The sequence below is a fragment of the Staphylococcus sp. FSL K6-0223 genome, assembly GCF_038008285.1.
On record NZ_JBBOYX010000001.1, the window covers coordinates 1,735,094 to 1,761,839 of the forward strand.

The 26,746-nt window shown below is 30.8% G+C and carries 25 protein-coding genes and 1 riboswitch; of the genes, 7 read left to right on the plus strand and 18 right to left on the minus strand.

Going from position 1 to position 26,746, the window contains the following annotated elements; all coding sequences use genetic code 11:
• Positions 1–7: 7 nt before the first annotated feature.
• From MHI13_RS08625 to MHI13_RS08640, 4 genes are all read right to left on the minus strand, one after another.
• Positions 8–805 (minus strand): TerC family protein, encoded by a 798-nt coding sequence (locus MHI13_RS08625; RefSeq protein WP_048682477.1) that lies wholly within the window; start codon positions 803–805, stop codon positions 8–10.
• A gap of 56 nt (positions 806–861) precedes the next feature.
• Positions 862–994: riboswitch (yybP-ykoY riboswitch) on the minus strand.
• Between the two features lie 120 nt (positions 995–1,114).
• Complete coding sequence (locus tag MHI13_RS08630; RefSeq protein WP_017175799.1) at positions 1,115–2,677, minus strand: peptide chain release factor 3; 1,563 nt, start codon at positions 2,675–2,677, stop codon at positions 1,115–1,117.
• Positions 2,674–2,931, minus strand: coding sequence for a YueH family protein (locus MHI13_RS08635; RefSeq protein WP_017175800.1), 258 nt, complete (start codon positions 2,929–2,931; stop codon positions 2,674–2,676). Before MHI13_RS08635 ends, MHI13_RS08630 begins: the two co-directional genes overlap by 4 nt.
• Positions 2,921–4,405, minus strand: a complete 1,485-nt coding sequence (locus MHI13_RS08640; protein WP_017175801.1) for a UDP-N-acetylmuramoyl-L-alanyl-D-glutamate--L-lysine ligase — start codon at positions 4,403–4,405, stop codon at positions 2,921–2,923. Before MHI13_RS08640 ends, MHI13_RS08635 begins: the two co-directional genes overlap by 11 nt.
• Positions 4,406–4,785: 380 nt before the next feature.
• Between MHI13_RS08640 and MHI13_RS08645 the strand changes: the two genes are divergently transcribed.
• Entirely contained in the window at positions 4,786–5,964 is a 1,179-nt protein-coding gene (locus MHI13_RS08645) for a diglucosyl diacylglycerol synthase (protein ID WP_017175802.1), read from the plus strand.
• A complete protein-coding gene (gene ltaA, locus MHI13_RS08650; RefSeq protein WP_017175803.1) occupies positions 5,939–7,135 on the plus strand; it encodes a lipoteichoic acid biosynthesis MFS flippase LtaA in 1,197 nt (398 codons plus the stop codon). The genes MHI13_RS08645 and ltaA overlap by 26 nt, the downstream gene beginning before the upstream one ends.
• Before the next feature lie 48 nt (positions 7,136–7,183).
• Here ltaA and MHI13_RS08655 read toward each other — a convergent pair whose 3' ends face one another.
• Together MHI13_RS08655 and MHI13_RS08660 are read right to left on the minus strand one after the other, a co-directional pair.
• The gene (locus MHI13_RS08655; protein ID WP_017175804.1) at positions 7,184–7,693 is read right to left on the minus strand and encodes a 2'-5' RNA ligase family protein; all 510 of its coding nucleotides are present in this window, start codon (positions 7,691–7,693) and stop codon (positions 7,184–7,186) included.
• A 121-nt stretch (positions 7,694–7,814) separates the two neighbouring features.
• Positions 7,815–8,558 carry an esterase family protein gene (locus tag MHI13_RS08660; RefSeq protein ID WP_017175805.1) on the minus strand — a complete coding sequence of 248 codons (744 nt, stop codon included), beginning with the start codon at positions 8,556–8,558 and terminating at the stop codon, positions 7,815–7,817.
• A 270-nt stretch (positions 8,559–8,828) separates the two neighbouring features.
• Here MHI13_RS08660 and cozEa point away from each other — a divergent pair, with 270 nt between their 5' ends.
• On the plus strand, positions 8,829–9,914 hold the full coding sequence (gene cozEa, locus MHI13_RS08665) for a lipoteichoic acid biosynthesis protein CozEa (RefSeq protein ID WP_017175806.1): 1,086 nt from the start codon (positions 8,829–8,831) through the stop codon (positions 9,912–9,914).
• Positions 9,915–10,265: 351 nt separating this feature from the next.
• Here the strand turns inward: cozEa and fabI are convergent, their stop codons facing one another.
• The 7 genes from fabI to MHI13_RS08700 form a co-directional block, all read right to left on the minus strand.
• Complete coding sequence (gene fabI / locus MHI13_RS08670) at positions 10,266–11,036, minus strand: enoyl-ACP reductase FabI (RefSeq protein WP_019835652.1); 771 nt, start codon at positions 11,034–11,036, stop codon at positions 10,266–10,268.
• Between the two features lie 205 nt (positions 11,037–11,241).
• On the minus strand, positions 11,242–13,086 hold the full coding sequence (locus MHI13_RS08675) for a monovalent cation:proton antiporter family protein (RefSeq protein WP_049434452.1): 1,845 nt from the start codon (positions 13,084–13,086) through the stop codon (positions 11,242–11,244).
• Between the two features lie 9 nt (positions 13,087–13,095).
• Positions 13,096–14,481 (minus strand): magnesium transporter, encoded by a 1,386-nt coding sequence (gene mgtE / locus MHI13_RS08680; protein ID WP_019835654.1) that lies wholly within the window; start codon positions 14,479–14,481, stop codon positions 13,096–13,098.
• A gap of 18 nt (positions 14,482–14,499) precedes the next feature.
• Positions 14,500–15,366: an RluA family pseudouridine synthase gene (locus MHI13_RS08685; RefSeq protein ID WP_019835655.1), complete on the minus strand. Its 867-nt coding sequence runs from the start codon at positions 15,364–15,366 to the stop codon at positions 14,500–14,502.
• Positions 15,366–16,172 (minus strand): NAD kinase, encoded by an 807-nt coding sequence (locus MHI13_RS08690; protein ID WP_054105361.1) that lies wholly within the window; start codon positions 16,170–16,172, stop codon positions 15,366–15,368. Before MHI13_RS08690 ends, MHI13_RS08685 begins: the two co-directional genes overlap by 1 nt.
• A 14-nt stretch (positions 16,173–16,186) precedes the next feature.
• The gene (locus tag MHI13_RS08695) at positions 16,187–16,816 is read right to left on the minus strand and encodes a GTP pyrophosphokinase (RefSeq protein WP_054105360.1); all 630 of its coding nucleotides are present in this window, start codon (positions 16,814–16,816) and stop codon (positions 16,187–16,189) included.
• Positions 16,817–16,832: 16 nt separating this feature from the next.
• Complete coding sequence (locus MHI13_RS08700; RefSeq protein WP_002448177.1) at positions 16,833–17,180, minus strand: UPF0738 family protein; 348 nt, start codon at positions 17,178–17,180, stop codon at positions 16,833–16,835.
• 209 nt (positions 17,181–17,389) lie between these two features.
• Between MHI13_RS08700 and MHI13_RS08705 the strand changes: the two genes are divergently transcribed.
• The 3 genes from MHI13_RS08705 (at position 17,390) to yjbH (ending at position 19,245) form a co-directional block, all read left to right on the plus strand.
• On the plus strand, positions 17,390–17,968 hold the full coding sequence (locus MHI13_RS08705) for a CYTH domain-containing protein (protein ID WP_054105359.1): 579 nt from the start codon (positions 17,390–17,392) through the stop codon (positions 17,966–17,968).
• Positions 17,969–18,058: 90 nt separating this feature from the next.
• Positions 18,059–18,424, plus strand: a complete 366-nt coding sequence (locus MHI13_RS08710) for a truncated hemoglobin YjbI (RefSeq protein WP_048761221.1) — start codon at positions 18,059–18,061, stop codon at positions 18,422–18,424.
• Positions 18,425–18,447: 23 nt separating this feature from the next.
• A complete protein-coding gene (gene yjbH / locus MHI13_RS08715; protein ID WP_048761214.1) occupies positions 18,448–19,245 on the plus strand; it encodes a protease adaptor protein YjbH in 798 nt (265 codons plus the stop codon).
• A gap of 267 nt (positions 19,246–19,512) precedes the next feature.
• Here the strand turns inward: yjbH and pepF are convergent, their stop codons facing one another.
• The 4 genes from pepF to spxA all read right to left on the minus strand — a co-directional run bounded on the left by pepF (position 19,513) and on the right by spxA (position 23,770).
• The gene (gene pepF / locus MHI13_RS08720) at positions 19,513–21,321 is read right to left on the minus strand and encodes an oligoendopeptidase F (protein WP_048761211.1); all 1,809 of its coding nucleotides are present in this window, start codon (positions 21,319–21,321) and stop codon (positions 19,513–19,515) included.
• Between the two features lie 45 nt (positions 21,322–21,366).
• The gene (locus tag MHI13_RS08725; protein ID WP_048682892.1) at positions 21,367–22,344 is read right to left on the minus strand and encodes a competence protein CoiA; all 978 of its coding nucleotides are present in this window, start codon (positions 22,342–22,344) and stop codon (positions 21,367–21,369) included.
• A gap of 112 nt (positions 22,345–22,456) precedes the next feature.
• Entirely contained in the window at positions 22,457–23,176 is a 720-nt protein-coding gene (gene mecA, locus MHI13_RS08730; RefSeq protein ID WP_048761209.1) for an adaptor protein MecA, read from the minus strand.
• Positions 23,177–23,374: 198 nt separating this feature from the next.
• Positions 23,375–23,770, minus strand: a complete 396-nt coding sequence (gene spxA / locus MHI13_RS08735; RefSeq protein ID WP_002448146.1) for a transcriptional regulator SpxA — start codon at positions 23,768–23,770, stop codon at positions 23,375–23,377.
• Between the two features lie 268 nt (positions 23,771–24,038).
• On the opposite strand from spxA, the gene trpS reads away from it, so the two are divergent.
• The gene (trpS, locus tag MHI13_RS08740) at positions 24,039–25,028 is read left to right on the plus strand and encodes a tryptophan--tRNA ligase (protein WP_054105357.1); all 990 of its coding nucleotides are present in this window, start codon (positions 24,039–24,041) and stop codon (positions 25,026–25,028) included.
• Positions 25,029–25,078: 50 nt separating this feature from the next.
• On the opposite strand, the gene MHI13_RS08745 is transcribed toward trpS, so the two are convergent.
• On the minus strand, positions 25,079–26,737 hold the full coding sequence (locus tag MHI13_RS08745) for a peptide ABC transporter substrate-binding protein (RefSeq protein WP_048761206.1): 1,659 nt from the start codon (positions 26,735–26,737) through the stop codon (positions 25,079–25,081).
• Between the last annotated feature and the right edge of the window lie 9 nt (positions 26,738–26,746).

Below are 26,746 nucleotides of genomic sequence, written 5' to 3' on the forward strand. Positions count from 1 at the left end.
ATTACATCTAATGCTTAGCATTCTTTTTATTTTTTCGTACTGATGTTAACCATCCAATCACAACTAATAAAATCATTACAGTCCAAAAGATTGCTTGCCATAACGTACTATGTGGGAAGTCTTCTGATAATACGCCAATATCTGGATGAGCTAATACGATAACTACTAATTTAATACCTACCCAGCCAACAATTGCAAAAGCGGCACCTTCTAAACCTGGATATTTATTTAATAAATCAACAAACCATGTTGCTGCAAAACGCATTAAAATAACACCAATCATACCACCGATGAACATGACTCCAAATTGACCTAAATCCATACCGCCAAAATGAATACCCATCTTAGGAAGTGTCACTGCAATAGCCATTGCTGCTAACATAGAATCAATTGCAAAGGCAATGTCAGCAAACTCTACTTTAAATACGGTAGCCCAAAATTTTCCAGCACTTACTTTCTTTTCAGCGCCAGTTTCATCATAATGATGTTCATCCCCAACTTGTTCCTCTTCATCTTTCTTATGGAAGAAATTCCAAAGATTTCTAATAGACATGAAAATTAAGTATGCAGCACCAATCGCTTGAATAAACCAGAAATTCACAATAATACTAATTAAAAATAAAGCAATAAAACGGAAAATAAATGCTCCTAGTAAACCATAGAATAATGCTTTTTTACGCTGTTCTGGTGGTAAATGCTTAACCATTACTGCCATTACAACCGCGTTATCTGCTGCTAGTAATCCTTCTAAAAATACTAACACTAATATTACCCACAAATAAGGTAAAATTAAGCTTGGATCCATGAAAAGACAGCTCCTTTATTTATTTTTTACAAATAAAAAGACCTATGCTAATTCATAGCAAAGGTCTCACTTAGCAAATTTGCTCATTTTACCGGAAGTATCAACTTCGTAATGACGATAAAATGCTGAATTTAAGATGTTAGTAATATAGCCCCTCAAATTCTCAAGTTACTCCCCTCTGACATTAAGTCATAGGTATTTATTTGTTAAGAGTATTATAACCAGATTTGTTATATATAAACAATGTTAAAGCTAAAAATATTGTATTTCTTTATTATTATTTTAAATTAAACCTTATATTGTCATTTTTTATAATAAACTATATAGTTTAATATCTGGGAATTTTTCTTCAAACCAACGTGTAGCAAATTCATTTTCAAATAAGAAAACAAACTTATCATATCTGTCTTTCACTAAAATAGAACGTGACGTGTTCATCTTATCTTGAATATCCTCTTCATTTTCAATCCAACGTGCAATTTTTCTACCTACAGGTTCCATGACGACATCTACATTGTATTCATTTTTCATTCTGTGCTCGAATACTTCAAATTGTAATTGACCCACTGCACCGAGAATAATTTGATTCGTATGAAGTGTTTTATAATATTGAATCGCACCTTCTTGCACAAGCTGTTCAATTCCCTTATGGAAATGTTTTTGTTTCATGACATTTTTAGCAGAGACTTTCATGAAAATTTCAGGTGTAAATTGTGGTAAATCTTGGAAGTTAAATTTTTGTTTACCTCCAACTAATGTATCACCAATTTGGTAGTTACCTGTATCGTATAATCCAATAATATCTCCAGCTACAGCGTGATTGACGGTTTCTTTATCATCTGCCATAAAAGAGGTAGAGCGTGTGATTTTTTGTTTTTTATTGGTACGTTGCAAGGTCACATCCATACCTCTTTCAAACGCGCCACTGACTACTCTCATAAATGCAATTCTATCTCTATGTTTTGGATCCATATTCGCTTGAATTTTAAATATAAAACCCGAGAACTCGTCATCAAACGGGCTAACTTCAACTTCTTCATTCGTCTGACGAGCATTAGGCATAGGCGCATAATCTACATATGCATTCAAGAAATTTTGAACCCCGAAATTAGCCAATGCTGAGCCAAAAAATACAGGAGTTAAATCACCATTTAATAATGCTTCATTATCAAATTTTTCGCCAGCTTCTTCAACTAACATAAATTCTTCAATCGCTTGTTCGAAAGCACTATCATTGCTAATAGTGTGTTCTTCTTTAAGTTCATACTCATCATTTAAATGTAATACATTCTCTTCATCTCTAAAAGGTTCAATAGTTTTAGACTCACGATCGATAATACCAAAAAAGTTTTGACCCATTCCTATTGGCCAATTCATTGGATAGGTGTCAATATTTAATGTTTCTTCAATTTCTTCTAATAGTTCAAATGGTTCTTTACCTACACGGTCTAATTTGTTGATAAAAGTAAAGATAGGAATGCCTCTCATTTTACATACTTTAAATAATTTTAATGTTTGGGGTTCGATCCCTTTCGCACAATCGATAACCATTACTGCACTATCAACCGCCATTAATGTTCGGTATGTATCTTCAGAAAAGTCTTCGTGTCCTGGTGTATCTAGAATATTAATTTTATAATCATCATAATCAAATTGCATGACTGAACTGGTCACAGAAATACCACGTTCTTGTTCCACTTTCATCCAGTCACTGGTTGCAAATTTCCCTGTTTTTTTCCCTTTTACAGTACCCGCTTCACGAATAGCACCACTAAAATATAATAATTTTTCAGTTAGCGTCGTTTTACCAGCATCCGGGTGTGAGATAATAGCAAACGTCTTTCTTGATTCTATTTCTTCTTTTAAACTCATTCATTATTCTCCTTTAAATCCTTTATTATCCACTTAGATAACTGAGAAGCTATACGCAATGCTTCACTTTCTTCTTTAAATGTAAATAATTGCATTATTAACTCTTCATTTATTTCCTGTTCATTGAGTTGTACATTTAATTCTACAGACCAAAACATATCTGGAATAGCTATCATATAATAAGAATGATCCACATTTTCATATAGATATACATTGATTATTTCATTTTGTTCAGAAAGTTGCTTAATGATCATAGTTGGATTTTCCAAACTTTTTATACGCAGCTTCTAAACCAATTAAATCGTCACGATGTGGCACTTTCACGTGTCCTGGCATAATTTGATAAGGTTCTCTACCTTTAGAAGCAAGTACAACTGTATCACCTGGATTCGCGACTTCGATAGCATGTTTAATGCCTTCAGCTCGATCTTCAAATTCTACATAGTTATTATGTGTTGCCCCTTTAGCAAGTTCTGCAGTCAACATTTTAGGGTCGTCATCTGCTGGATTGTCAGGTGTAAAAATAACATAGTCTGCTCGACATGCAACAGCCCCCATTTCAGGCGTTTTTGTTAAATCACGTTCGCCAGCCATGCCTACTAAAAAGATGAGCTTTTGTTTAACAAAAGGTTGCACTGCATCAATCAGTTTATTCATACCATCAGCAGTATGTGCATAATCAATAATTAAATCGATTGGAAGTGATGGATCTAAAACCTCTAGACGCCCTTCAACAGGTTCTAAAGATTTCACCACTTCTACGATATCTTTGAAATCGACTCCTTTACTCCACACTGCTATCATAGCTGCCATAAGATTTGAGATATTAAATTTACCTACATAGGGTGATGAAACATGATACGTGCCAAATGGAGTCGCAAAATCAAATTGTACACCTTGTAAAGATTCTTTGATATTTTGAGGCATAAACTGTGCTTCATTATCTATACCATATGTCAATATTTCAAATGGTGTTACCGTTTCTAAATATTTAGAGAAATCATCATCATTATTTAATACCACATACTTTTCTTTTGATAAATCTTCACCTAATTGACTAAATAGTAATGATTTAGCATGTCCATAAGCTTCCATTGTGCCATGAAAGTCTAAATGATCTTGGGTTAAATTTGAAAAAATAGCTACATCAAATTCTACCCCTCTTAATCGTCCTAGAGCTAATCCATGACTTGAGACTTCCATAGTCATTGCTTCAGCTTTACTATCTACAGCTTGCTTAATTTTCTTAGTAAGCAATACAGTTTCAGGAGTAGTATTTGCCCCTTTTGTTTTTTCTTCATTAATTTGAAATCCATTCGTACCTAAATACGCACTATTTTTGTCTAATCCTCTATAAATTAAGTGAATCATTGTCGCGATTGAAGTTTTACCATTTGTACCAGTGACGCCAAAGGTAGTGAGTTGTTGACTTGGATAATCAAATAATGTATGCGCTAATATACTGGCTACTCTTAAAGTATCAGGTACAATAACTTGTGTGACTTCTCCTTTAACTTCTTGCTTACGGTTTACAACTATAATTTTAGTTCCTTGGTCAATGACGTTTTGACAAAATCTATGACTATCTACAGTATATCCTTTAGAGGCTACAAAGATACTTTCTCCACTAGCAGTTCGAGAATCTGTAGTAATATCAGTGATATCTATATCTAAAGTTCCTATAACTTGTTTAACTCTTATTTTATTGAACAACTCATTCGCATTCAAAATGTATCGCTCCTTTTTTTCAATATCTCTATTATACACATTTTAAAGTTGTTGATAAATTTATTCTCACCTAAAAAAGTAAATTCTGAACTACTCAAAATCAAATCATTTTTGTATCTTCTATATTATTAATATTAATTCCAAGTTAATTATTTATAAATTTTTTCTTATCTTAGTGTAAGTCCCATACATTTCACTTTATTAGTGCTAGGATAAGGGTATAAAGTTAAAGTAATCATTGTTCGAATATGCTATAATTCACTATAAATGAATTTTATGACTTTCTTGAATAAAATACATATTATTTATACCCGTATGTATTTTTTACTGTAATACATTATTCGATGGATTAAACTTAAATTATTGGAGGGTGACTATTAATGGTTACTCAAAATAAAAAGATATTGATTATCACTGGATCATTTGGAAATGGTCATTTACAAGTGACACAAAGTATTGTCAATCAATTGAATGACATGAATCTATCTCATATTTCTGTTATTGAGCATGATTTATTTATGGAAGCACATCCCATCCTTACGTCTATTTGTAAAAAATGGTATATCAATAGCTTTAAATATTTTAGAAATATGTATAAAAACTTTTATTATAGTCGACCAGATGAATTAGATAAATGTTTTTATAAATACTATGGTTTAAATAAATTAATTAACCTACTTTTAAAAGAAAAGCCTGACTTGATTTTAATGACTTTTCCAACGCCCGTGATGTCAGTATTAACTGAACAATTTAACATGCGTATTCCTATCGCAACAGTCATGACGGATTATCGTCTACAAAAGAACTGGATTACTCCAAATTCTCATAGATATTATGTGGCTACTGAAGATACAAAAGAAGACTTTGTAAACGTTGGTGTACCGGCATCTTTAATTAAAGTCACAGGTATCCCTATTTCTGATAAATTTGAAGCGGATATTGATCAACAGGCTTGGCTAAAAAAATATCATTTAGACCCTAAAAAAACTACTATTCTTATGTCTGCAGGTGCTTTTGGAGTATCAAAAGGTTTTGAACATATGATAGAACGTATCTTAGAAAAAAGTCCTCATTCTCAAGTCGTTATGATTTGTGGTAGAAGTAAAGGACTTAAACGTAATTTGGAAGCTAGATTTAAATCTTACGACAACGTTCTTATTTTAGGATATACAAAACATATGAATGAATGGATGGCTTCAAGTCAATTAATGATCACTAAACCAGGTGGGATTACAATATCCGAAGGTTTGACAAGAAGTATCCCAATGATTTTCTTAAATCCTGCTCCAGGACAAGAACTAGAAAATGCGTATTATTTCCAAGAAAAAGGGTATGGTAGAATTGCTGATACTCCTGAAGATGCAATTGACATTGTCTCTGAATTAACACATGATTCGAACAAATTAACTTTAATGATAAATACAATGCGTCAAGATAGAGTAGATTATTCAACCCATCGACTTTGTATCGATTTATTGAATATGCTCGATCATTCATCTCAACAGCAAGAAATTTATGGAAAGGTGCCATTATATGCCAAGTTCTTTGTCAAACAATAAAAGCGTAAGTAAAAACTTTAAAATAATGCTCGTTATTTTATTTTTAATGGAATTTGCTAGAGGAATGTATGTATTAAGTTATGTTAACTATTTACCTACTGTAACCTCTATCGCTGTAGCTGTGACTTCAGTAGCACTATCTATTCATTTTATTTCAGATGCAGCTACAAACTTTGTGATTGGATTTTTATTAAAGAAATTCGGGACTAAAATCGTCCTTAATTTAGGTTTTTTATTAGCTTTTTTAAGCTTGTTTCTAATTATTTTCTTTCCAGCTAATCCCATCATTATCATTATTAGTGCAATTATGCTAGGGATTGCAGTAAGTCCAATATGGGTAATCATGTTATCTAGTGTGGAAGAAAGTCAACGTGGCAAACAAATGGGTTATGTATACTTTTCATGGTTATTAGGTTTGCTTGTAGGCTGGGCGTTTATGAATGTTCTAGTCAAAATACATCCAACGCGATTTGCATTTGCGATGTCTCTTGTCGTTATCATTGCATGGATACTTTATTATTTTGTAGATGTAAAACTCACAAATTATAATACTAAACCTGTGAAAGAACAATTGGGTCAAATTGTAGAGGTAATGAAACGTCATATGATTTTATTCCCAGGCATTTTGTTGCAAGGTGCTTCAATATCAGCTTTACTTCCAATATTGCCGACGTATGCTACAAAAGTTGTAGGGGTAACAACTATTGAATATACTGCTGCTATCGCTATTGGTGGTATTGGTTGCGCAATATCAATGTTATTTTTATCTAAAATGATCGATAAAAATAGCACTGGCTTTATGTATACCGTTATTTTTGTAGGATTCATATTGTTTACGCTATTTATTTTTGGTCTCTCACTAGTTAACAATATTATTGTTGTTTGGATAGTTGCCGCCTTTATAGGTTTAATGTATGGCATTTTATTACCTGCTTGGAATACTTTTATGGCTGGACATATCGATCCATCTGAACAAGAAGAAACTTGGGGTGTATTTAATAGCGTCCAAGGCTTTGGTTCAATGATTGGTCCTCTTTTCGGAGGCCTTATCGCTCAATTCTCAAATGGATTAAATAATACATTCTATGTCTCAGCTTTGATTTTTCTATTACTCGCTATTTTTTATGGCATTTATTTTATCAAAAGTAGAAAGCATCAAAAATATTCTTAAAAAAGAAGTCAAAACTAAAATGTTTTGACTTCTTTTTTTATATACATATTATGCTAGTTTAAAACTATCAACAATGTTCCATCTATCTTCATCTTCATTGTAATGTAACAATGAAAGTTCATCGATGGTTTCTCTATGGTCTACCCCTGCAAGCTTCACTTGACCAAATATATCTTCAAATTCTTGACTCGTTAAGCCTTGAGCAATCGTAAAATGAGGAACGAATGGATGTTCAGCTTTACCATAAAATGATTCGGTATTAAATGTATTAAATAAATTTTCTAATTCTTCTGTTTTTTCTACTTTAAAATAAATAACATTATTTGTCGGTTTAAAGCTTGAAGCTTTTGTCACGTGGACCTCTACAGGTTTAAATCCATCTAATGTTTGTTTAACTTCGTCTTTAAATGAATCTAATTCTGTTTCTTTAAGTTCAAAGTGAGGTTTAATCGTAATATGTGGCATAATACGTGCATACTCAGTATCATAACGCTTACGATAGCCATCTACTTCATTTTGAAATGATTGTGACGGAATAAGTGCTAATCCTATCTTCATTGAAATTCCTCCTTTGTTTAACATACTTCTATTATATCAAAATTCTATTTAATACGTTATTAGATACAACATTTTTTGAAAAGGCTTTCAAAAAAGATTTGTAAACTATTAATATGTACTATTATTTATTATTATTTAAAAAATAATAGAGAATATCTCCGAGCATAGGTTTCCATGATTTCCAATTATGACTACCATTAAATTCATTGTATACGTAAGTGACACGCTCATCTTGTTCAATAAGGTTTGCTAGCTTTCTATTTGGAGTTAAAAAATCCGCTTGCTCACCAGTCGTTGGTAATTTAAAATCGACTTCATCTTTACCAATCGCATGCCAAATCGTTAATCGATTACGTTGCTTACATGTCTCAAATTTTTCAAGAACAGTATGATCTGAGTGCGGACTAAACATAGCTATTTGACTAAATATTGAAGGATAAGTCAATGAAGTAAGAAAGGCAATACTTCCAGCTAAACTATCTCCTATTAATAATCTAGAATTTCCCACCTTATATGTAGGGAACGTTTGATCAATGAAAGGTAAAAGCTCTTTAACTACTGACTGAATCGTCTTTTGACTACGACTACCTTGAGGATGAAACTCTTCTCTACGTTTCTCAACATCTTCATAATGAAATCCAACAATAATAGCACGTTCAATATGTTCCTCTTTTCTTAGACGTTCATATTCACGCTGAATCCTTCCAAATCGGAAAAAATCCAATCCATCAAAACAAATAATCACCTGAGACTTAAATAATTCAGTAAAATCTTCTGGAAGATAAATCGACAATGTGATATCTCTTTCTAGAATGTCACTACTCAAAATATATTTATTAATTTTTCCAGCTTTAAATTCTCCCATGTTATCTTCTCTCCTTCATATATATTCATATTGTATCAATTTTATTTATTAGTGACAGTGATATAAACGTTTATAATAAGCTTTTTTATTTTAGATTTTATATACTTTTTTAAGAGAATTAGGAATTGTTTAATTAAGCTCATCTATTTTTATACAACTAAATATTATAATATAATTCTTTTTTAGTTAATCAACTTTTCCTTTTTAACATCTCTTATTTAAGATATACTTATTACTAATGAATTCATTACTTTAGGAGGAAGTAAGTCTATGCTTAATAAAGTATGGTTTCGAACTGGGATTTTCTTAATCATCCTGTTCGTACTTATAAAGTTATTTATGGAAGTGCATAGTGTATTTACACCTATAGCAACTATTATTGGTTCAGTGTTTCTTCCATTCTTGTTAAGTGGATTTTTATTTTATATCTGCTTACCTTTTCAAACACTTTTGGAAAAATGGGGTTTCCCACGTTGGGCAAGTATTTTAACTATCTTTATCGTATTAATCGCTATTATCGCTATCGTAGTAGCTTTCATTGCGCCTATTATTATTTCTAATGTTAATAATTTAATCAAAGCAACACCAACTTTACAACGTGATGCAGAGCAAGTGGTTAATTTCTCATTAAATCAAATGGATAAATTACCAAGTGATGTAACAGCGAAAATTAATTCAACAATGAAATCAATCAGTGATAGTTTAACTGGTATATTAGCAAATTCAATCACTTATATCACATCTCTTATTTCAACCATCTTTTTATTGATTATGGTACCGTTCTTCTTGATTTATATGTTAAAAGATCATGAAAAATTTATTCCAGCAATTGGTAAATTTTTCAAAGGAGAACGTAAAGTTTTTGTTGTTGATTTACTTAAAGATTTAAATTATACGTTAAAATCGTATATTCAAGGTCAAGTTACTGTTAGTTTCATCTTAGGTATTATTCTTTATATTGGTTATACCCTTATTGGGTTACCTTATACTCCATTGCTTGTATTATTCGCTGGTGTAGCAAACTTAATCCCATTTTTAGGACCATGGTTATCATTTGCGCCTGCTGCAATATTAGGAATTATCGATGGTCCATCAACATTTATTTGGGTTTGTGTTGTTACATTAATTGCACAGCAACTTGAAGGTAATGTCATCACACCTAACGTCATGGGTAAATCATTAAGTATTCATCCACTTACAATCATTGTTGTTATCTTAGCAGCGGGTGATTTAGGAGGATTCACACTTATTTTAATTGCTGTTCCACTTTATGCAGTATTAAAAACAGTAGCAAGAAATGTATTTAAGTATCGTCAACGTATCATTGATAAAGCAAATAGCGATGTTAAAGATTAATTTAATTATTAATGCTTTTTAATTACTTACTGCGGATAGAACATATTCTATTCGCAGTTTTTTTATGTCATATCACATTAAATAATATAAAGCTAGAAGAGGGATAAAATTCATTTTTAAGTCGTCGTTCTACATCATCAATGCCTATGCCTCTCCAATTTGCGTTGAATATAGATGTTCTTATTAAAAGTCTCTATGTTCTAGCCTTGGAAGTGAAATTGAATAAAGCTTGATACAAATGCATTTTCAACTCAGTCATCAACTGTCAATTTATTAAAAAAGTCTAAGACAACTCATTGTCTCAGACTCTTGGATTTATCATATATCTTATATCTATTTTTCAATTTAAACTTATTTAATTGCGTGGAAACCACTATCTACGTGGATATTTTCTCCAGTCACACCACTTGAAAAATCACTTAATAAATAAGCAGCAGTTCTGCCCACTTCTTCTTGATCTACATTACGTCTTAACGGTGCACGTTCTTCAACTTCTTTAAGAATTAAGTTCAAACCACCTACACCTTTAGCACTTAATGTACGAATTGGTCCAGCAGAAATTGCATTGACTCGAATATTATCTGGGCCTAAATCATATGCTAAATATTTAACATTTGCTTCAAGACTTGCTTTTGCAACACCCATCACATTATAGTTTTGAATTGCAAATTCTCCGCCTAAATAAGTTGTAGCTACAATACTACCCCCATTCGGCATAATTTTTTTCGCTTCATGAGCTACAATTGTTAATGAATATGAACTAATGTCTTGTGCAAGTAGGAATCCTTCACGAGATGTTTCAGAAAAACGACCACGTAAATCTTCCATATTAGCAAATGCAATTGAATGATAGACGCCATCAATAGTTCCAACTTCTTCACCAATTTTCGCAAAGCCATTAATGACATCTTCATCTTTTTGAACATCTATTTGATACAAATGATGCTCTTTTTGATTTAATTGGCCTAATAATTTTTCTAATTCTTTTTTACTGCGCTCTTTACGATATGTAAATACGAGATGAGCACCTAATTCGTCTAATACTTTAGCTACGCCAAAACCAATACTACGTTTATTAGCGATACCCATAATGACAAAGGTTTTATTTTCTAAATTAATCATATAAATTATCTCCTTATATTACTTTATATTAATCCGTTCATTATAAACGTTTTTAACATACATATTTTACCATTGTTAATAATATTTAATAAAGTAATAATAAATTTTCAAATCATCTCAATAAAAAGAGAGGTACATAAAGTAATGTATCTTTTTATGTTATTTTTCAAAGATACCCTTTATTTTGTCCTCTCTTTTAAATAGATTAATAATAAAATTCTAATTCAGATTTGAGTTCATCTACATATTCTTTAGAACCTGTTACAATTAAACGGTCTTTATATCTAAGTTGCGTATCTCCATGTGGTACAATGGATTCATTATTTCTAACAATACGTACAAATATGATGTCCCCACCAAATGGGAAATGACGCAATAGAATATTTTCGTATTTATAATTTAACATTTCAATTTCATATAGTGAAGTTTCAACGTTACTTAAAATATTTAGCATATTTGGTGTTTCAATTAAACCTTTTAAGAAAATTTTATTACTAATAAAATTACTAAATACTTCAATACCATCTGTTTTTAACTCTTCATCATCACCACTATTTTCTAGTCGACAAATAACTCTGTTTACACCATGAGATTTAGCTAATTTTGCTATCATTTTATTTAAGCCATCATCATTAGCAGAACATACGACAATATCTTGATTAAATAAGCCAAGTCTCTCTAATAAACTTTCTTCATATTCACTAATTTCAATAACAGTCACATTGTCAGGTAAATTACGCTGATCACCTAAATCTTTACGGTAAAACAACGTTATATTATATAACTGTGAAGTCAGATTTTGAACAATTGGAATAGTCAATTGATTTTTACCAATTAACGCAATATCAATTTTCCGGTTCACTTCATCTGGAATTGGGAATAATTTTTTAAATACAACAGGTACAAATACACATGTAATAATTGCACTTAATATTAATATTCCTGACATTTCAGAAGTAATTGCTTTTAATTCTTCAGCAATTTTTGCTGCAGCAATAACAAGCGAAAGTGTTGATGTTAATAAAAATGCTGATGCAATAGTTGTTTTAGTATCAAACCATCTTCGAATAAATAAGACAGGAATCAACTTAGAAACGATAAAGGACAATATAAGTATCGGAATTATAATAAGTAAAGAGGGTTCTTTAATTAAAGATGGTATATCTAAATCTACACCGACCATAATAAAGAATATCGGTATAAAGAATCCGTATCCAAATGAATCTAAAGTATGAATGATTTCTTCATCAGGTTTTAACAGTGATACAACTACACCAGCTAAAAAAGCACCTAATATATATTCAGCACCAACACCCTCAGCAAGAGCAACCAGTAAAATGATTAATGCAAAAATGGCCCGTATACCAATTTGTGTTGTACCACCCATTAAGCGTTGCATAAAATTTAACCGTTTAAATACAGAACCTAACAAATAAAATATTGCAGTAAACACGATTAAAATTGCAGATAGCCAAATTGACCCTCCGCCTTCACCATTGATTCCACCATAAATAGTTAATAAAACCATCGTAAATAAATCTGCTAATACTGCTACTAATAATATAAATTGTCCTATTGTTGTGCGCATGATATTCATTTCTTTAAGTGTTGGCACAACTACACCCAATGAAATAGTTGAAATAATAATGACCATTAATAATACATCATCTACAAAGCCTAACCATTTAAATGCAAATGCTAAAATGATTGAAAGCACCATTATTAATGAAAAAACTGTAAGTGCTAATTGTAAATGACTTGGTAAATTCTTTTCATTTTTATCAATACCCTGTCTCTTTCTTGTGTCTTTTTTAAATGCGCTGAAATCAATTTCCAATCCACTTAAAAACATTAAAAAGATAAAACCTAATGTTGACAGAATATTTAACATTTCATCTTTGTGGACAAGTCCTAAAAATGAATTTCCTATAATAATTCCCATTAATATTTCAGCTACGACAACAGGTAAAAAAGTGACGTTTAATCGATTAACAATAATCGGTGTAAGAAATGCTGCGACGACGACTATGACCAAAGAAAAAAATTCCATTTCATCCCCCTATGTTAGATATGACATAAATGTTGTTGCAAGTCCAAAATAAATTAACATACTTACAATATCATTGATAGTTGTAATAAATGGTCCACTTGCGACAGCAGGATCGATATGAATTTTATTCATTAAGATTGGAATCATTGATCCTACTAACGTACCTACTGTCATGGCAATAGTTAAACTTGCACCTACAATCAGTGCCAAGAATGGTTGACGATAAATAATGACAATAATTAAGAATAAAATCACTGCACATACAAAACCAGTGATTAACCCACTACCTGCTTCTTTTAAAGCTATTTTAAGTTTACTTTTTTCTTTAATATCACCATTAGAAATATTACGAACAGACACTGCTAATGATTGTGTTCCTGAATTTCCTGACATCCCACTTATAATAGGGATAAATGCTGCTAATAATGCAACTTGCGACAAGGTATCTTCAAAACCACCCAGAATCGTTGCTGTTATCATACCTAAAAATGTTAAAATAATAAGCCACGGTAATCTCTTCAATGCTTTCTTAAATACTGATTGATCAGTAGACTTAGTATCAGAAACCCCCGCTAAACGTGAATAATCTTCATCTGCTTCTTCATTTACAACATCTAAAATATCATCTATTGTGATAATCCCTACTAAATGATGTTGATAGTCGATCACAGGCATAGCAATAAAGTCATAATCTTTCATTTTTTGAGCAACACGTTCTTGATCTTCTTCTACATTTACACTTACAACACGTCGAATCATTACTTCTTCAACATGAGCATCAATATTTGCTACAATTAAATCTTTCAAAGATAGAACACCTACGAGTTGACCGGCAGTATCAACGACATAAATCACATATATCGTTTCTGCGTCAGGTGCTTGACTTTTAACTAGCATGAGTGCCTCTTTTACAGATGTACCAATATCCAATGAAATATATTCAGTAGTCATGATACCGCCAGCAGTATCTTCTTCATAATGTAATAACTTTTTGATTTTATCTGTGACTCTGTTATCCATCAAAGCTAATAAACTGGCAACTTTTGAGTTAGATAATTCATTTAGAATATCAACTGCGTTATCTGTAGACATATTTTCTAATACTTCACTTGCATAATGTGCATGCATTGAATCAAATAATATTTCATATTCTTTCCCCTCAATATCTAATTGATTAAAAAATCTACTCACTTCTTGAGGCGATAAAAATTCGAATATTCTTTGTCTATTCTGATTCGTTGTATTTTCAAAATATTCACTTTGTTCATATTGATGTATAGTTAGAAATTCTTTTCTGAATTGATCTATATCATTGCGGTTTAAACTGTCATCTAGTAGTTTTTGATTGTATACTTTATTATGTTGTATGTCAGTTGTTTCTGTATTTAATGACATCAAATGTACCTCCTAATTTTAATTTACACTTTGATATATTTTTTCTAAGTTTTTATAGTCTAAAATAATCTCGATTTCTTTATTATATATTGGATGTCTAAATTTTACTTTATAACACTGTAAAGATTGTGTTTGAATCCGAGGATGAAAACCATCATATAAGTCATCCCCAATAAGTGGATGACCAATATGCTTAAAATGAACTCTAATTTGGTGTGTTCGTCCAGTATGTAATTTAACTTCACATAAACTTGCACTGTGATGACTACTCAACGTTTTATATTCAGTTTTTGCATGTTTACCAGATGGCGTAATACACCGAGTAATAATACTATCTTTGTTTCTACCAATAGGTGCCTCTATCATAGATTGTTCTTTAGTTTTACCGTAACACACACATATATATCGCTTATCTATTTCAAATGTCGACATAAGGTGATGAATATGACCATGTTTAGTAAAGATAACGATGCCCGTCGTATTACGATCTAATCTTGTAACAATATGAGGTACTACATATTGTACTTTATTTGTAGAATGATTTAAATAATACATCACGCGCTCAATTAAACTATCATGAGGATGTTCTCTTGAAGGTGCACAATTTAAATGCACCGGTTTTGAAACGATAATTAAATATGTATCTTCATATAATATTTCAATATGTTTGTTTGAAGGACGAAGATATGTACTTGGAACTTCTTCCGGCAGTTTAACAATAAGTTGATCATCTTTTTTCAACATATATCTAACTGTCACAGGTTGCCTATTAATAATTAAAGCGCCATCACGTTTAATGGCGCTAATTGTTTTCTTTGAATAATTATGACGTTGTAAAAATGTCTTAAGCATTTCTTCGCTATGAATATGGTATACAAATTTCATCAATCATCTTCACTTTCAATAAACGAATCATGAACTCTTTTCCAAAAAGGAAATGGTCTAAACCTAGCAAAACGTACTTTTTCATTTGCGACTCTAAATTGAATGTCGCTCACATTTTTATGTTTTAGACTGACATGGTCAATTGTTGTTCTAATTGTATTATGATTTACAGGTGTAATCAAACATGTATGATGCTTAGGTAATACTAATGGTGAACCTACCGTTCTAAATACTCTATTATTAATAGATGCAATTTCAGCAATTTGTATGGCTTCAAGAGAAGGATGAATCAGTGCACCACCCAGCGCTTTATTATAAGCCGTCGACCCAGAAGGTGTGGAAATACATAGACCATCTCCTCTAAATCGTTCAAAATGTTTACCTCTAATTGCGACATCTGCTACTAATGTTGATCCATTTTCAGTTTTCATAGTTGCTTCATTGAGTGCTAGATAGTGTGTTTCATTCTTAGCGTTGTTATATTTAACAATAATTTCAAGTAATGGATATTCAATCACTTGAAATTCAGAATGATGAATTTCATCAATCAATTTTTCAACTTCATGAGGTAACCAGTCTGCGTAAAAACCTAAATGACCAGTATGTACTCCAACGAATGCTACATTTGATAACATATGACTATACTGATGAAAAGCTTGCAAAAGTGTTCCATCTCCACCGACAGATATTACTATTTCTGGATTTTCTGTATCCTCCATCATATGAAAAGAGTTCATTTGATTCATCATTTTATGTTTAAGCGTGTTTGATTTAGAGTCACCTTTAGATAAAATCGTATAACGCATGTATTGACACCTCATCAGTCATGTTTTTTTGCACGTTTTTGAGTATAATATTTTTGAGCTTCTTGTATTTCCTCTTTAATTTCAGACATCTCTTCATCTAATAAGTAAGCCGCTTCAGCAGCTCTTTCTAGACGATGTTGTATCTCAGCAGGATAATCTCCATCATATTTATATCTTAATGTATGTTCGATTGTAGCCCAAAAATTCATTGCTAATGTTCGAATTTGAATTTCAGCTAATATCATTTTTTGACCACTTAATGTTTCAATTGGATACTCGATAATTACATGATATGAACGATAACCACTTTGTTTTGTATTGTTAATATAATCTCTTTCTTCTACAACTTTAAAATCTTGTCGTTGTCTAAGCATGTTAACAACTACATCAATATCATCAACGAATTGACACATCATCCTTAAACCAGCTATGTCGTACATTTCTTCACGTAATCGATCAAAAGGAATTCTCCTTTTATTCGCTTTATCAATGATACTTGTAATAGGCTTTACACGACCAGTTACAAATTCAATGGGTGAGGCGTTGTCTCCAACTTCATATTGCTTACGTAAGCCTTTTAATTTCACCTTTAATTCATCGACTGCTTGTTTATATGGTGTTAAAAATTGCTCCCATTGATTCATATGGTTCCACTCCGTTTCACTTTAGTTCGAAAGTTTCTTCAACTGCTGAAACAAACTCCTTACCATAGTTATTATTTCCTTCAACATTTTCTAGGATATAACTTAATTCATCTTGAAAATGTTCTAATTCTAATTCATCGTTAATAATTACTTTTTTATCTCTATTATTATGTAACATTGACCACGTCTCTTGTACAAAAATCAAATATGAATACGACGAGCCATCATCTAATAAATAAGCAAAACTAAAATTATCACTATCTACAAGCATTTGTCCTACTTCATCTAATCCATCAGTTGGATCTTCTGAGTAGCAATAAATGCTATCATCTTTGATTTTAATTTCATTTACATATATACGCATGCTTGTTCCTCCTTATTATTCCTTATTAGTTTAACATAATTTAACTTTCAAACACACATTAGAGTACCATAGTTCAAGTATGCCCTAAACGATTAAATATTTAGCTCCATATATTTTATTTTTAGTATTGTTATTACTTTAATTTTTTACAAATGTCCGTCATAATGAACTACAATAATATACTAAAGATTTTCTAATGAGGTGTAATTATGAGTACTAATAATGAAATTGAATTTAAGCAATTAATTGATTTCAATACATATAACGCGATTAAAGATTCTTATTTTAAACAACTCACACCATTCACTCAAACAAATTATTATATTGAATCATCTAGTTTCAAACTACGTGATCATCGTTCTGCTTTAAGAATACGTGTTAAACAAAATATATTTGAAATCACACTAAAAGTACCAGCTAAAGTTGGCTTGATAGAATATAATCATCCAATCGATATTAAGCCTCATATTGGACAAACAATTGTCAAATCAACATTACCTAACGATATTCAAAAAATTCTTACTGAATTTGATATTGATGAAAACGAATTAAGTGTTTTAGGTGCATTGACAACTGAAAGATTAGAAGTTGAATTTCAAAATGAACTATTAGTATTAGATAAAAGTCAATACTTTGATAAAACAGACTATGAACTAGAATTTGAAGTCAATGATTATCAAATAGGCTTTGAAAAATTTCAAAATTTATTAAAACAATTTGACTTAGTTCATGAGCCTCCTAAAAATAAAGTTCAACGCTTTTTTGAATATCAAGCTCAATTAAGATAGATATGAGATAAACTTGTGAAAAGTCAAATTACTTTTAAATGTAAAAATTCATGTTATATTAGAAATATATTAATAGAAATTGGTGATACTATGGCTACAACACCTTATGATGTAATAGGAGAAAAAGCTTTGTATGATATGATTGATTATTTCTACTTTCTTGTAGAGAATGATCAAAGAATCAACCATTTATTTCCTGGAGATTTTAAAGAAACAAGTAGAAAGCAAAAGCAGTTCTTAACACAATTTCTAGGAGGTCCTGATTTATACACTCAAGAACATGGTCACCCAATGTTAAAAAAAAGACATATGGAATTTAGAATTACTACTTATGAAAGAGATGCATGGTTAGAAAATATGTATAAAGCAATCAATAAAGCTCAATTTCCAGCAGGAGTTGGCGAATACTTGTATGAAAGATTGCGTTTAACTGCTAACCATATGGTGAATTCCTAAATATAATTGAAGGTGAGTTAAACATGGCTGAAGAACTTAAAATTGTAGATAATGCGAGTCGTGAAAACACTAATCTGTCACCTGTAAATAAAATAGAAATTTATTCATTCTTTGATCCTTTTAATAAAGATTGTTTTAAATTATCCGCAATTATTTCTAAATTAAGAATTGAGTATAATCAATATATTCGAATCAGACATATTTTGAATCCTTCATTAAAGGTTTTGACTAAATGTCAAGCTCAAAGTACTTCAGATTTTGATAATATTGCTTTAGCATATAAAGCTGCTGAATTACAAGGTAGATTAAGAGCGGAACGTTTTATTCATTTAATGCAAAACGAAATTATACCGAAAAAAGATATTATCACTGAAGAAATGATTTGTAATTGTATTAAAAATGCTGGTTTAGATTATGATGTTTTCAAAGAAGACTTACAAAAAAATAAACTTACCGAAAGTTTGAAAATAGATTTGCATATTGCAAGAGAAATGGAAATTGAACAAGCGCCTTCACTTGTATTTTTTAGTGAAGATGTACATGAAGAAGGTTTGAAAGTCGAAGGCCTTTATCCTTATCATATTTATACTTATATTATTAATGAATTAATGGGATGCCCTATCGAAAAAGAATTACCTCCAAATCTCGAAACTTATATTCAATCCAAACAATTAGTAACGATGGAAGAATTGCTTACTATTTATGAATGGCCGGAAAAATTACTCGTAAAAGAATTGAAAAAATTAGCTTTACAACAAAAAGTTGAAAAACTAAATTATCCTGACGGCGAATTTTGGCAATCTAAAATGCCTAAGAAATAACAAAGAGCGATCACTTATATGAAGTGTATCGCTTTTTTTATATTAACTTGATTTAATAATTAAGCATTAAAAAAACGCCGTGTCTGATTACACGACGCTAAACAAAGGGGATGGGAGAAATTTTTCACTTCAAACAAAGGGGTATGTTTGTTATGTGATTAATTTCATGTATATAATATAACACGCTCAAAACGTCGTTTCAATATTAAACTACATTTCCACCCTAAATGTCACAAATTAGACACATTGAAAACGAATACACTCTTTTTAGTGCTTCATTAATTTTTCAAATGCTTTTAATTTTTGTTCAAAAACTTCACACGCTTGCTCTATAGGTTCTGGTGTAGTCATATCTACACCCGCATTCTTAAGAATTTCAATTGGGTAATTAGAACTACCTTTTTTCAAGAATTCATTTATATATCTTTCAACAGCAGGCTGTCCTTCTGTTAAAATTTGATGACTTAAACTTTGAGCTGCACTGTATCCAGTTGCATATTGATATACATAATAATTCATATAGAAGTGTGGAATACGAGACCACTCTTTACTAATATGATCATCTGTTTCTACTACATCACCGAAGTATAGTCTATTTAATTTAGCATACTCTTCATTCATACGAGTTGAAGTTAATGGTTCTCCCGCTTCCTCAATTTGATGAATTTTGTGTTCAAATTCAGCAAACATAGTTTGACGGAATAATGTTGCTCTGAAACGCTCAAGTTCTTGGTTTAGTAATAATAAACGTCGATCATCATCTAAATGTTTATCCATATAATCACTTAGTAGAGCTTCATTACATGTTGAAGCAACTTCAGCTACAAAGATAGAATAATCACTAGAGTTTGATGGTTGATTTTTACGACTAAAGTAACTATGTGCAGAATGTCCAAATTCATGAACAAGTGTATATAAATCAGAGATAGTATCAGACCAATTTAATAAAATAAATGGATTAGTTAAATGTGCGCCTGAAGAATAACCACCTGAGCGTTTTCCTTTATTCTCATAAACATCTACCCAACGATGATTTAAACCTTCTTTCACTACATCTAAATATTCTTTTCCCATTGGTTCTAGGGCTTTTAGCATCCATTCTTTAGCTTCGTCATATGGCATTTCAAATTTAACATCTTTAACTAATGGAGTATAGATGTCATACATTTTCAAATCATCAATACCTAAAAGTTCTTTTCTCAATTGAGTGTATTTATGCAACAGTGGAAGATATTTGTGAACTGTTGCAACTAAATTATCATATACTTCTTCAGGAATATGATTATTACTTAAAGCGCGTTCACGTGCCGTTTTATAGTTATGCGCACGCGCATTGAAAATATTTTTCTTAACTTCACCAGCTAAAGTTGAACCTAATGTATTGTTATATGCACCATACGCCTCATATAAGTTGTTGTAAGCTGACTGACGTAATTTACGATCATCTGATTCTAAATATTTAATAAATGTACCTTGTGTTAAAGGATGTTTTTTCCCATCTTTATCTACTGCATCTTTAAACTCTAAATCAGCGTTACTAAACATACCATAGACATTTTCTGGAGTTGATAATGCATCTTGCGCTTGGGTTAATAATTTTTCTTTATCAGCATCTAAAATATGCGGACGTTTTTCATTAATTAATTTCAAGTCAAATGCATAACGTTTTAAATCATCGTTACTCTTAATAAAAGATTCTAATTTCTCTTCATCAATTTGCAAAATCTCTGGAACTAAGAAACTCCATGCTGAGCTAATTTTTATGATGAGTTGATGCGCACGAGATTCAAAACCAGTATATTTATCGTTAGATGTATCTTGGTCTTGTTTTAGATGTGCATAAACATATACCTTTTCTAATTGTGTTCCAATCTCATCTTCTAAAGCTAAAGCATTATATAAAGTTTTAGCACTATCTCCTAGATGTCCTTTAAATTGTTCTTCTTTACCTAGATAGCTCTCTACCTCTTTTAATGCCTTTTCAAAAGCTTCATCGCTTTCAAAAATAGTTGTTAAATCCCAAGTTTCATTTGGATATTTTCGTTCTTGCTCTTCTCTAGTAAGTTGTTGACTCATACATGTACCTCCTAAATGAATTAATGTTATAATTTTCTCATTCTTTTATTTATTTTGCACGTTTAAACTCCCGCTTATTTGTTGAATATAATCATCTATTAACTTTAAAGTAATTTCTTCTTTATTAATATCCAGTAGATAAAATTGTCTGAATTTCAAATAGGACATTAAATACTGCTTGGGAAGATTATGTTTTAACAACAACTTCAGCTTGAGTTGCCATTGTACTGGATGATTTTCAATAAAAATTTGATACGAAAAAATATAACCTGTATCTCTACATACCTCATCGTCAGTTATTTGTAATTGATACATAGCACTTAAAGACGGTTCTAGCACTGAACGTTTTTTTCTACAATTAAAAATATAACGACTGATATGTCTATTTGACAATTTATAACAATATGACTCATTCTTTTGTTCATTGAATGATAACAATTCAGAAATTTGAATCATTCGTCTATGCGCAATAAATTTTCGGCCACCAATATGTTGTATATTGACATATTTTACTATAAGTTGTTTTTCATGCTCCCAACTATATAGTGTTCTATCAATCGGATTAATGAAATAAGCTTGAAATGTGTTCAAGTATAAATAACCCTTATGATATTGTACTTGTTCGATAATCCAAATAACTGCTACTCCAATTTGTTCAAGTCCTCTTGATCGAGATTTGACCTCTTTTATACTTATTCTTGAAAATTGAACTTCTATAGCTACTTTTGCATTCACAAGAATATCAGGATACTGCATAATTTCAGAAAAATAAGGCTCTATTTCAACATTAAAGTGATATTGTTTTAGACGTTGAGCAATAAAAAATTTAACGTAGTAATGTTTTTCTGTTTCATTTTTCATACATCTTCTTTTAGTTTGAGAAACATGAGCAAAATGCGGAATCTTTTTTAACCCTTTTTTTAAAAGAAGTTTTTCTTTGCAATATGGACATCGGTATTCTTCAGTAATGATAGCTTGATGAGCATATACAGTTTCATTATTACGATTAATCGCTACTAACATGCATTCACCTCATACTATTAAACGTTTAAGGTGATTCATTTACTTTAAAAAAAGAGAGTAGAAAAGAAATTCATTTTAAATTTCTTCTCTACTCTCGATTAATCGTTATATATTATTCTACTGAATCAGTAAAATAACGACGTACTTGTGAAGTAACATTATGACTCATAATAATTTTAGCATAATCATTTAAATACACTTCTGTCTTATCACTAGGATAAGCGAATTCAAGTAATTGACTATAGCTATCATTAATTGTCTCTTGGCTAACAGTACTATCGAAGTGAATTGCATAGTAGTAATGTGAATCACTCATATACAATAAATCTTCAAACTCATCTGTAGATAGATTATGATGATAAGCGTAATGAATGACTTCTTCTAAGTCTTCGAATTTCACAATAATTGTTCTTAAACTAGAACGTTGTTGTGATGATTTACGTTTAGATTTATGTGCTTGTTTTTGTTGTGCACGTTGTTCAAATAAATCTTCAATACTTTCTTCTTGTTCTAATGTATTAGCTAGCAATTCATTCACTTGTTCCTCAAATTGTTCATTTGCATGATTATCTGACATGTTCATTGCTTCTTCATTTTTAGATTTAGAGATTGTAACTTCCACGCCTTTTTCAAATGCATGTACTTGAATCCAAAGAGGTCCTTCGACTACAAAATCTTCTTCTTCATTAATCTCGTCCATCATTGACCAAAAGAATTCTTCACCACGCTTACGATTTGTCCATAAATCTTCACGACTAAATCCTCTTGCTTCAATATCACCATAAGTTATAAATAATTTCACAGTTGTGTCGTCAACGCGTTCTATTCTCATATCATCTCACTCCTTACAGTCGATGAATAGTAACCATATTGTATTAGAACGTAAGTTAAATTACAATTTATTTGTTTGATTAAATTTCACTATTTTAAATAGGACACTATATCATATTATATTCCCTTTTTTTATTATAAAAAACAGCACTATAGCTAAGCCAGTGCTGTTAAATAATATGTTGTTAAATTTTAAATATTAATCGACTAAACGTTGAGCTTCTTGTAATTGGAAAGTACGAACCTTTCTAGGTAAGAAACGTCTGATTTCATCTTCGTTATATCCAACTTGCAAGCGTTTTTCGTCTAAAATAATTGGACGACGTAATAGTCCAGGATTATCTTGAATAATTGTATATAAATCTTGCAATGGTAAAGAATCAATATCTACGTTTAATTTTTGATAAGTTTTAGAACGAGTTGAAATAATTTCATCTGTTCCATCTTCAGTCATTTTTAAAATTTGTTTAATTTCATCAATTGTTAAATGTTCAGAAAAAATGTTACGCTCCGTATACGGAATGTCATGTTCTTGTAACCATGCTTTCGCTTTACGGCAAGATGTGCAACTTGGTGATGTAAATAATGTTACCATACATCTCACTCTCCTATTGAATAAATATTATTCATTATATTAATAATTATGCTAATTTGTCTTAAGCTTATATTATAAGTATAATATGCTAACATTAAAATTAAATGAGAAAATCCTAATTTTCCTGAGAAATTTCAAATTTTCTAAAAATTTCTCTACAAAATCTAATTTCTCATGTGTATCTCTATTATAACATAACTTACAATTTAAAAAAATACTGTTATAATCTAGTTAAAATGAATTATTTTTAAAGAAAGTAGGCATCTATATGGAGACATTATTTTCAGGAATACAGCCAAGTGGGATACCTACATTAGGTAACTATATTGGTGCATTAAAACAATTTGCAGACGTACAGAACGATTACAACTGTTACTTTTGTATTGTAGACCAACATGCGATTACTGTCCCACAAGATAAAATCAAATTGCGTAAACAAATTCGTCAGTTAGCAGCAATTTATTTAGCTTCAGGTATTGATCCAGATAAATCAACATTATTTATTCAATCAGAAGTTCCAGCACATGTTCAAGCCGGTTGGATGTTAACAACCATTTCAAGTGTTGGCGAGCTTGAACGTATGACGCAATATAAAGATAAAGCGCAAAAACGTACAGATGGTATTCCAGCTGGTTTATTAACTTATCCACCTTTAATGGCAGCTGATATTGTTATTTATAATACAAATATTGTGCCCGTAGGTGAAGACCAAAAACAACATATGGAACTTACTAGAAATTTAGTAGAACGTTTTAATAGTCGTTATAACGATATATTAGTTAAACCAGAAATTCGTATGCCAAAAGTTGGTGGACGTGTAATGAGTTTACAGGATCCAACAAAGAAAATGAGTAAAAGTGATGATAATCAAAAAAACTTTATCTCATTACTTGACGAACCAAATGTTGCAGCGAAAAAAATTAAAAGCGCTGTAACTGATTCAGATGGTATTATCAAGTTTGATAAAGACAATAAACCAGGAATTTCTAACCTACTTACAATTTATTCAAGTTTAACTAATAAATCTATTAAAGAGCTTGAAACACAATACGAGAATGAAGGATACGGAACATTCAAAACAGACTTATCAGAAGTAGTTAAAGACTTTTTAGTACATTTCCAAGAAAAATATAACGAATTTTATAATTCAGATAGATTGGATGACATCTTAGATCAAGGGCGTGACAAAGCTCAAAAAGCTTCTTTTAAAACACTGAAAAAAATGGAACGTGCAATGGGCTTAGGACGTAAGAGATAAATCATTATAAATAAGACCACGAGTATAAGTAAAATACTCGTGGTCTTATTTTAGTTATCTTTCTTTTTTCCTGTTTCACGATCAATTGATTTATCGATATATACATGTTTCAGTGTAGTATCTGGACCAATTTTATGATACTGTAATCCTTTGACCTGTGGATTAGTTAAGTGTGCTTCACCTTTTTGATAAACAGGAGCTACTGGTGCATCATGAAGTAAGATACTTTCCGCACGTTGTAGCGCTTCATTTCTTTTTTCTGTTTCACGTAACAATGAACTATTTGATTCTTTTAAAAGCCTGTTATATTCTTTGTTATCCCAATCAGTATTATTTTGAGCATTATCCTTAGTCATTGTTTCTAAAAATGCTGTTGGATCAGGATAATCTGGACTCCAACCTGAATAAGTCGCTTCGTAATTATTAGCTAATTCTAAAGTGGTTTTTTGTTTAAATGGCATTTGTTTAATTTTTAATGTAACGCCTGGTAAGTTTGATTCAATTTGAGATTTAATATACTCTGCAGCTATTTTAGCAGCTGGTGTATCTTGCGTATTCATTGTAAATGCAAACTCTTTTTTACCTAATTCTTTTTTTGCCTTTTCCCAATTTTGTTTTGCTACCTTAGGATTATATTTTAAAGGAGACTCAACTGTACTTGCGAAGTCTTTACCGTCAGGCGTCTTCGCTGTACCTATTCCCGTGAAATTATTTGAAGCAAGAGACCCATCATTTAAAACAGTTTTTACATACCCTTTTTTATTGATAGCTTGTGCAATAGCTAATCTCAAATTTTTATTTTTAAATTCAGGCACTGTTTTTTCATTCATTTTAATATAAAAAGTAGCAGCAGTTAAACGATAGTTTAATTCTTGACTGCCTTTATATTTATCTACTTGTTCAGAAGTGATGATTGTATCATCGATTGAATTAGTATCATATAAAGAAGCGCCAGCTTGTTGATCTTTTAAAACTTTATAATTTACTTTATCTAATTTGACATTTTTCTTATCCCAATATTGATTATTTTTAACCAATTGTATTTTATCTTCTACCTGCCAATTGATAACTTTGAATGGCCCATTATAAACTGCTCTTTCAGCATTCGTTCCATATTTTTTATCATATTTTTTGGCAATTTTAGCATCTTGTGGATAAAACGTACTTAAAGCAAGTAATTCATTTATGTACGGTACTGGTCTTTCTAAATCAATTTGAAGTTTATATTTATTTAACGCTTTAATTCCTAAAGAATTTACTGGTTTTTTTCCAGTATTAACTAAATCTGCATTTTTTATATCACTCATTATATATGCAAATTCAGAGGCGGTTTTTGGATCTACAACTTTTCTCCATGCATAAACAAAGTCATGCGCTGTTACAGGATCTCCGTTTGACCATTTTGCATCTTTTCTTAAATTGATAGTCAGCGTTTTACCACCATTACTTTTTTGTGGTGTTTCTTTTGCTACACCTAAAGTTACTTTGTCATTTTTATCTATTGAATATAATCCTTCGAAAGTTTGACCAGCAACATCGCTAGAAACAGCATCTGTAATAAGAGCTGTATCTAAAGTAGTTATATCTTGAGTAATTATTTTTCTGAATACCTGTCCTTCATCAGAATATAAACTTTTTTTGTTACTACACGCTGATAGTATTAAAGTGAAAATAACTAATAGCGTTAAATATTTATATTTTTTCTTCACATTCTTGTC

Bases quoted from the DNA above. Each gene is read 5' to 3' on its own strand.
- MHI13_RS08625 (WP_048682477.1), bottom strand. From the start codon at position 805: ATGGATCCAAGCTTAATTTTACCTTATTTGTGGGTAATATTAGTGTTA.
- MHI13_RS08630 (WP_017175799.1), bottom strand. From the start codon at position 2,677: ATGAGTTTAAAAGAAGAAATAGAATCAAGAAAGACGTTTGCTATTATC.
- MHI13_RS08635 (WP_017175800.1), bottom strand. From the start codon at position 2,931: ATGATCATTAAGCAACTTTCTGAACAAAATGAAATAATCAATGTATAT.
- MHI13_RS08645 (WP_017175802.1), top strand. From the start codon at position 4,786: ATGGTTACTCAAAATAAAAAGATATTGATTATCACTGGATCATTTGGA.
- ltaA (WP_017175803.1), top strand. From the start codon at position 5,939: ATGCCAAGTTCTTTGTCAAACAATAAAAGCGTAAGTAAAAACTTTAAA.
- MHI13_RS08655 (WP_017175804.1), bottom strand. From the start codon at position 7,693: ATGAAGATAGGATTAGCACTTATTCCGTCACAATCATTTCAAAATGAA.
- MHI13_RS08660 (WP_017175805.1), bottom strand. From the start codon at position 8,558: ATGGGAGAATTTAAAGCTGGAAAAATTAATAAATATATTTTGAGTAGT.
- cozEa (WP_017175806.1), top strand. From the start codon at position 8,829: ATGCTTAATAAAGTATGGTTTCGAACTGGGATTTTCTTAATCATCCTG.
- fabI (WP_019835652.1), bottom strand. From the start codon at position 11,036: ATGATTAATTTAGAAAATAAAACCTTTGTCATTATGGGTATCGCTAAT.
- MHI13_RS08675 (WP_049434452.1), bottom strand. From the start codon at position 13,086: ATGGAATTTTTTTCTTTGGTCATAGTCGTCGTCGCAGCATTTCTTACA.
- mgtE (WP_019835654.1), bottom strand. From the start codon at position 14,481: ATGTCATTAAATACAGAAACAACTGACATACAACATAATAAAGTATAC.
- MHI13_RS08685 (WP_019835655.1), bottom strand. From the start codon at position 15,366: ATGAAATTTGTATACCATATTCATAGCGAAGAAATGCTTAAGACATTT.
- MHI13_RS08690 (WP_054105361.1), bottom strand. From the start codon at position 16,172: ATGCGTTATACGATTTTATCTAAAGGTGACTCTAAATCAAACACGCTT.
- MHI13_RS08695 (WP_054105360.1), bottom strand. From the start codon at position 16,816: ATGAATCAATGGGAGCAATTTTTAACACCATATAAACAAGCAGTCGAT.
- MHI13_RS08700 (WP_002448177.1), bottom strand. From the start codon at position 17,180: ATGCGTATATATGTAAATGAAATTAAAATCAAAGATGATAGCATTTAT.
- MHI13_RS08705 (WP_054105359.1), top strand. From the start codon at position 17,390: ATGAGTACTAATAATGAAATTGAATTTAAGCAATTAATTGATTTCAAT.
- MHI13_RS08710 (WP_048761221.1), top strand. From the start codon at position 18,059: ATGGCTACAACACCTTATGATGTAATAGGAGAAAAAGCTTTGTATGAT.
- yjbH (WP_048761214.1), top strand. From the start codon at position 18,448: ATGGCTGAAGAACTTAAAATTGTAGATAATGCGAGTCGTGAAAACACT.
- pepF (WP_048761211.1), bottom strand. From the start codon at position 21,321: ATGAGTCAACAACTTACTAGAGAAGAGCAAGAACGAAAATATCCAAAT.
- MHI13_RS08725 (WP_048682892.1), bottom strand. From the start codon at position 22,344: ATGTTAGTAGCGATTAATCGTAATAATGAAACTGTATATGCTCATCAA.
- mecA (WP_048761209.1), bottom strand. From the start codon at position 23,176: ATGAGAATAGAACGCGTTGACGACACAACTGTGAAATTATTTATAACT.
- spxA (WP_002448146.1), bottom strand. From the start codon at position 23,770: ATGGTAACATTATTTACATCACCAAGTTGCACATCTTGCCGTAAAGCG.
- trpS (WP_054105357.1), top strand. From the start codon at position 24,039: ATGGAGACATTATTTTCAGGAATACAGCCAAGTGGGATACCTACATTA.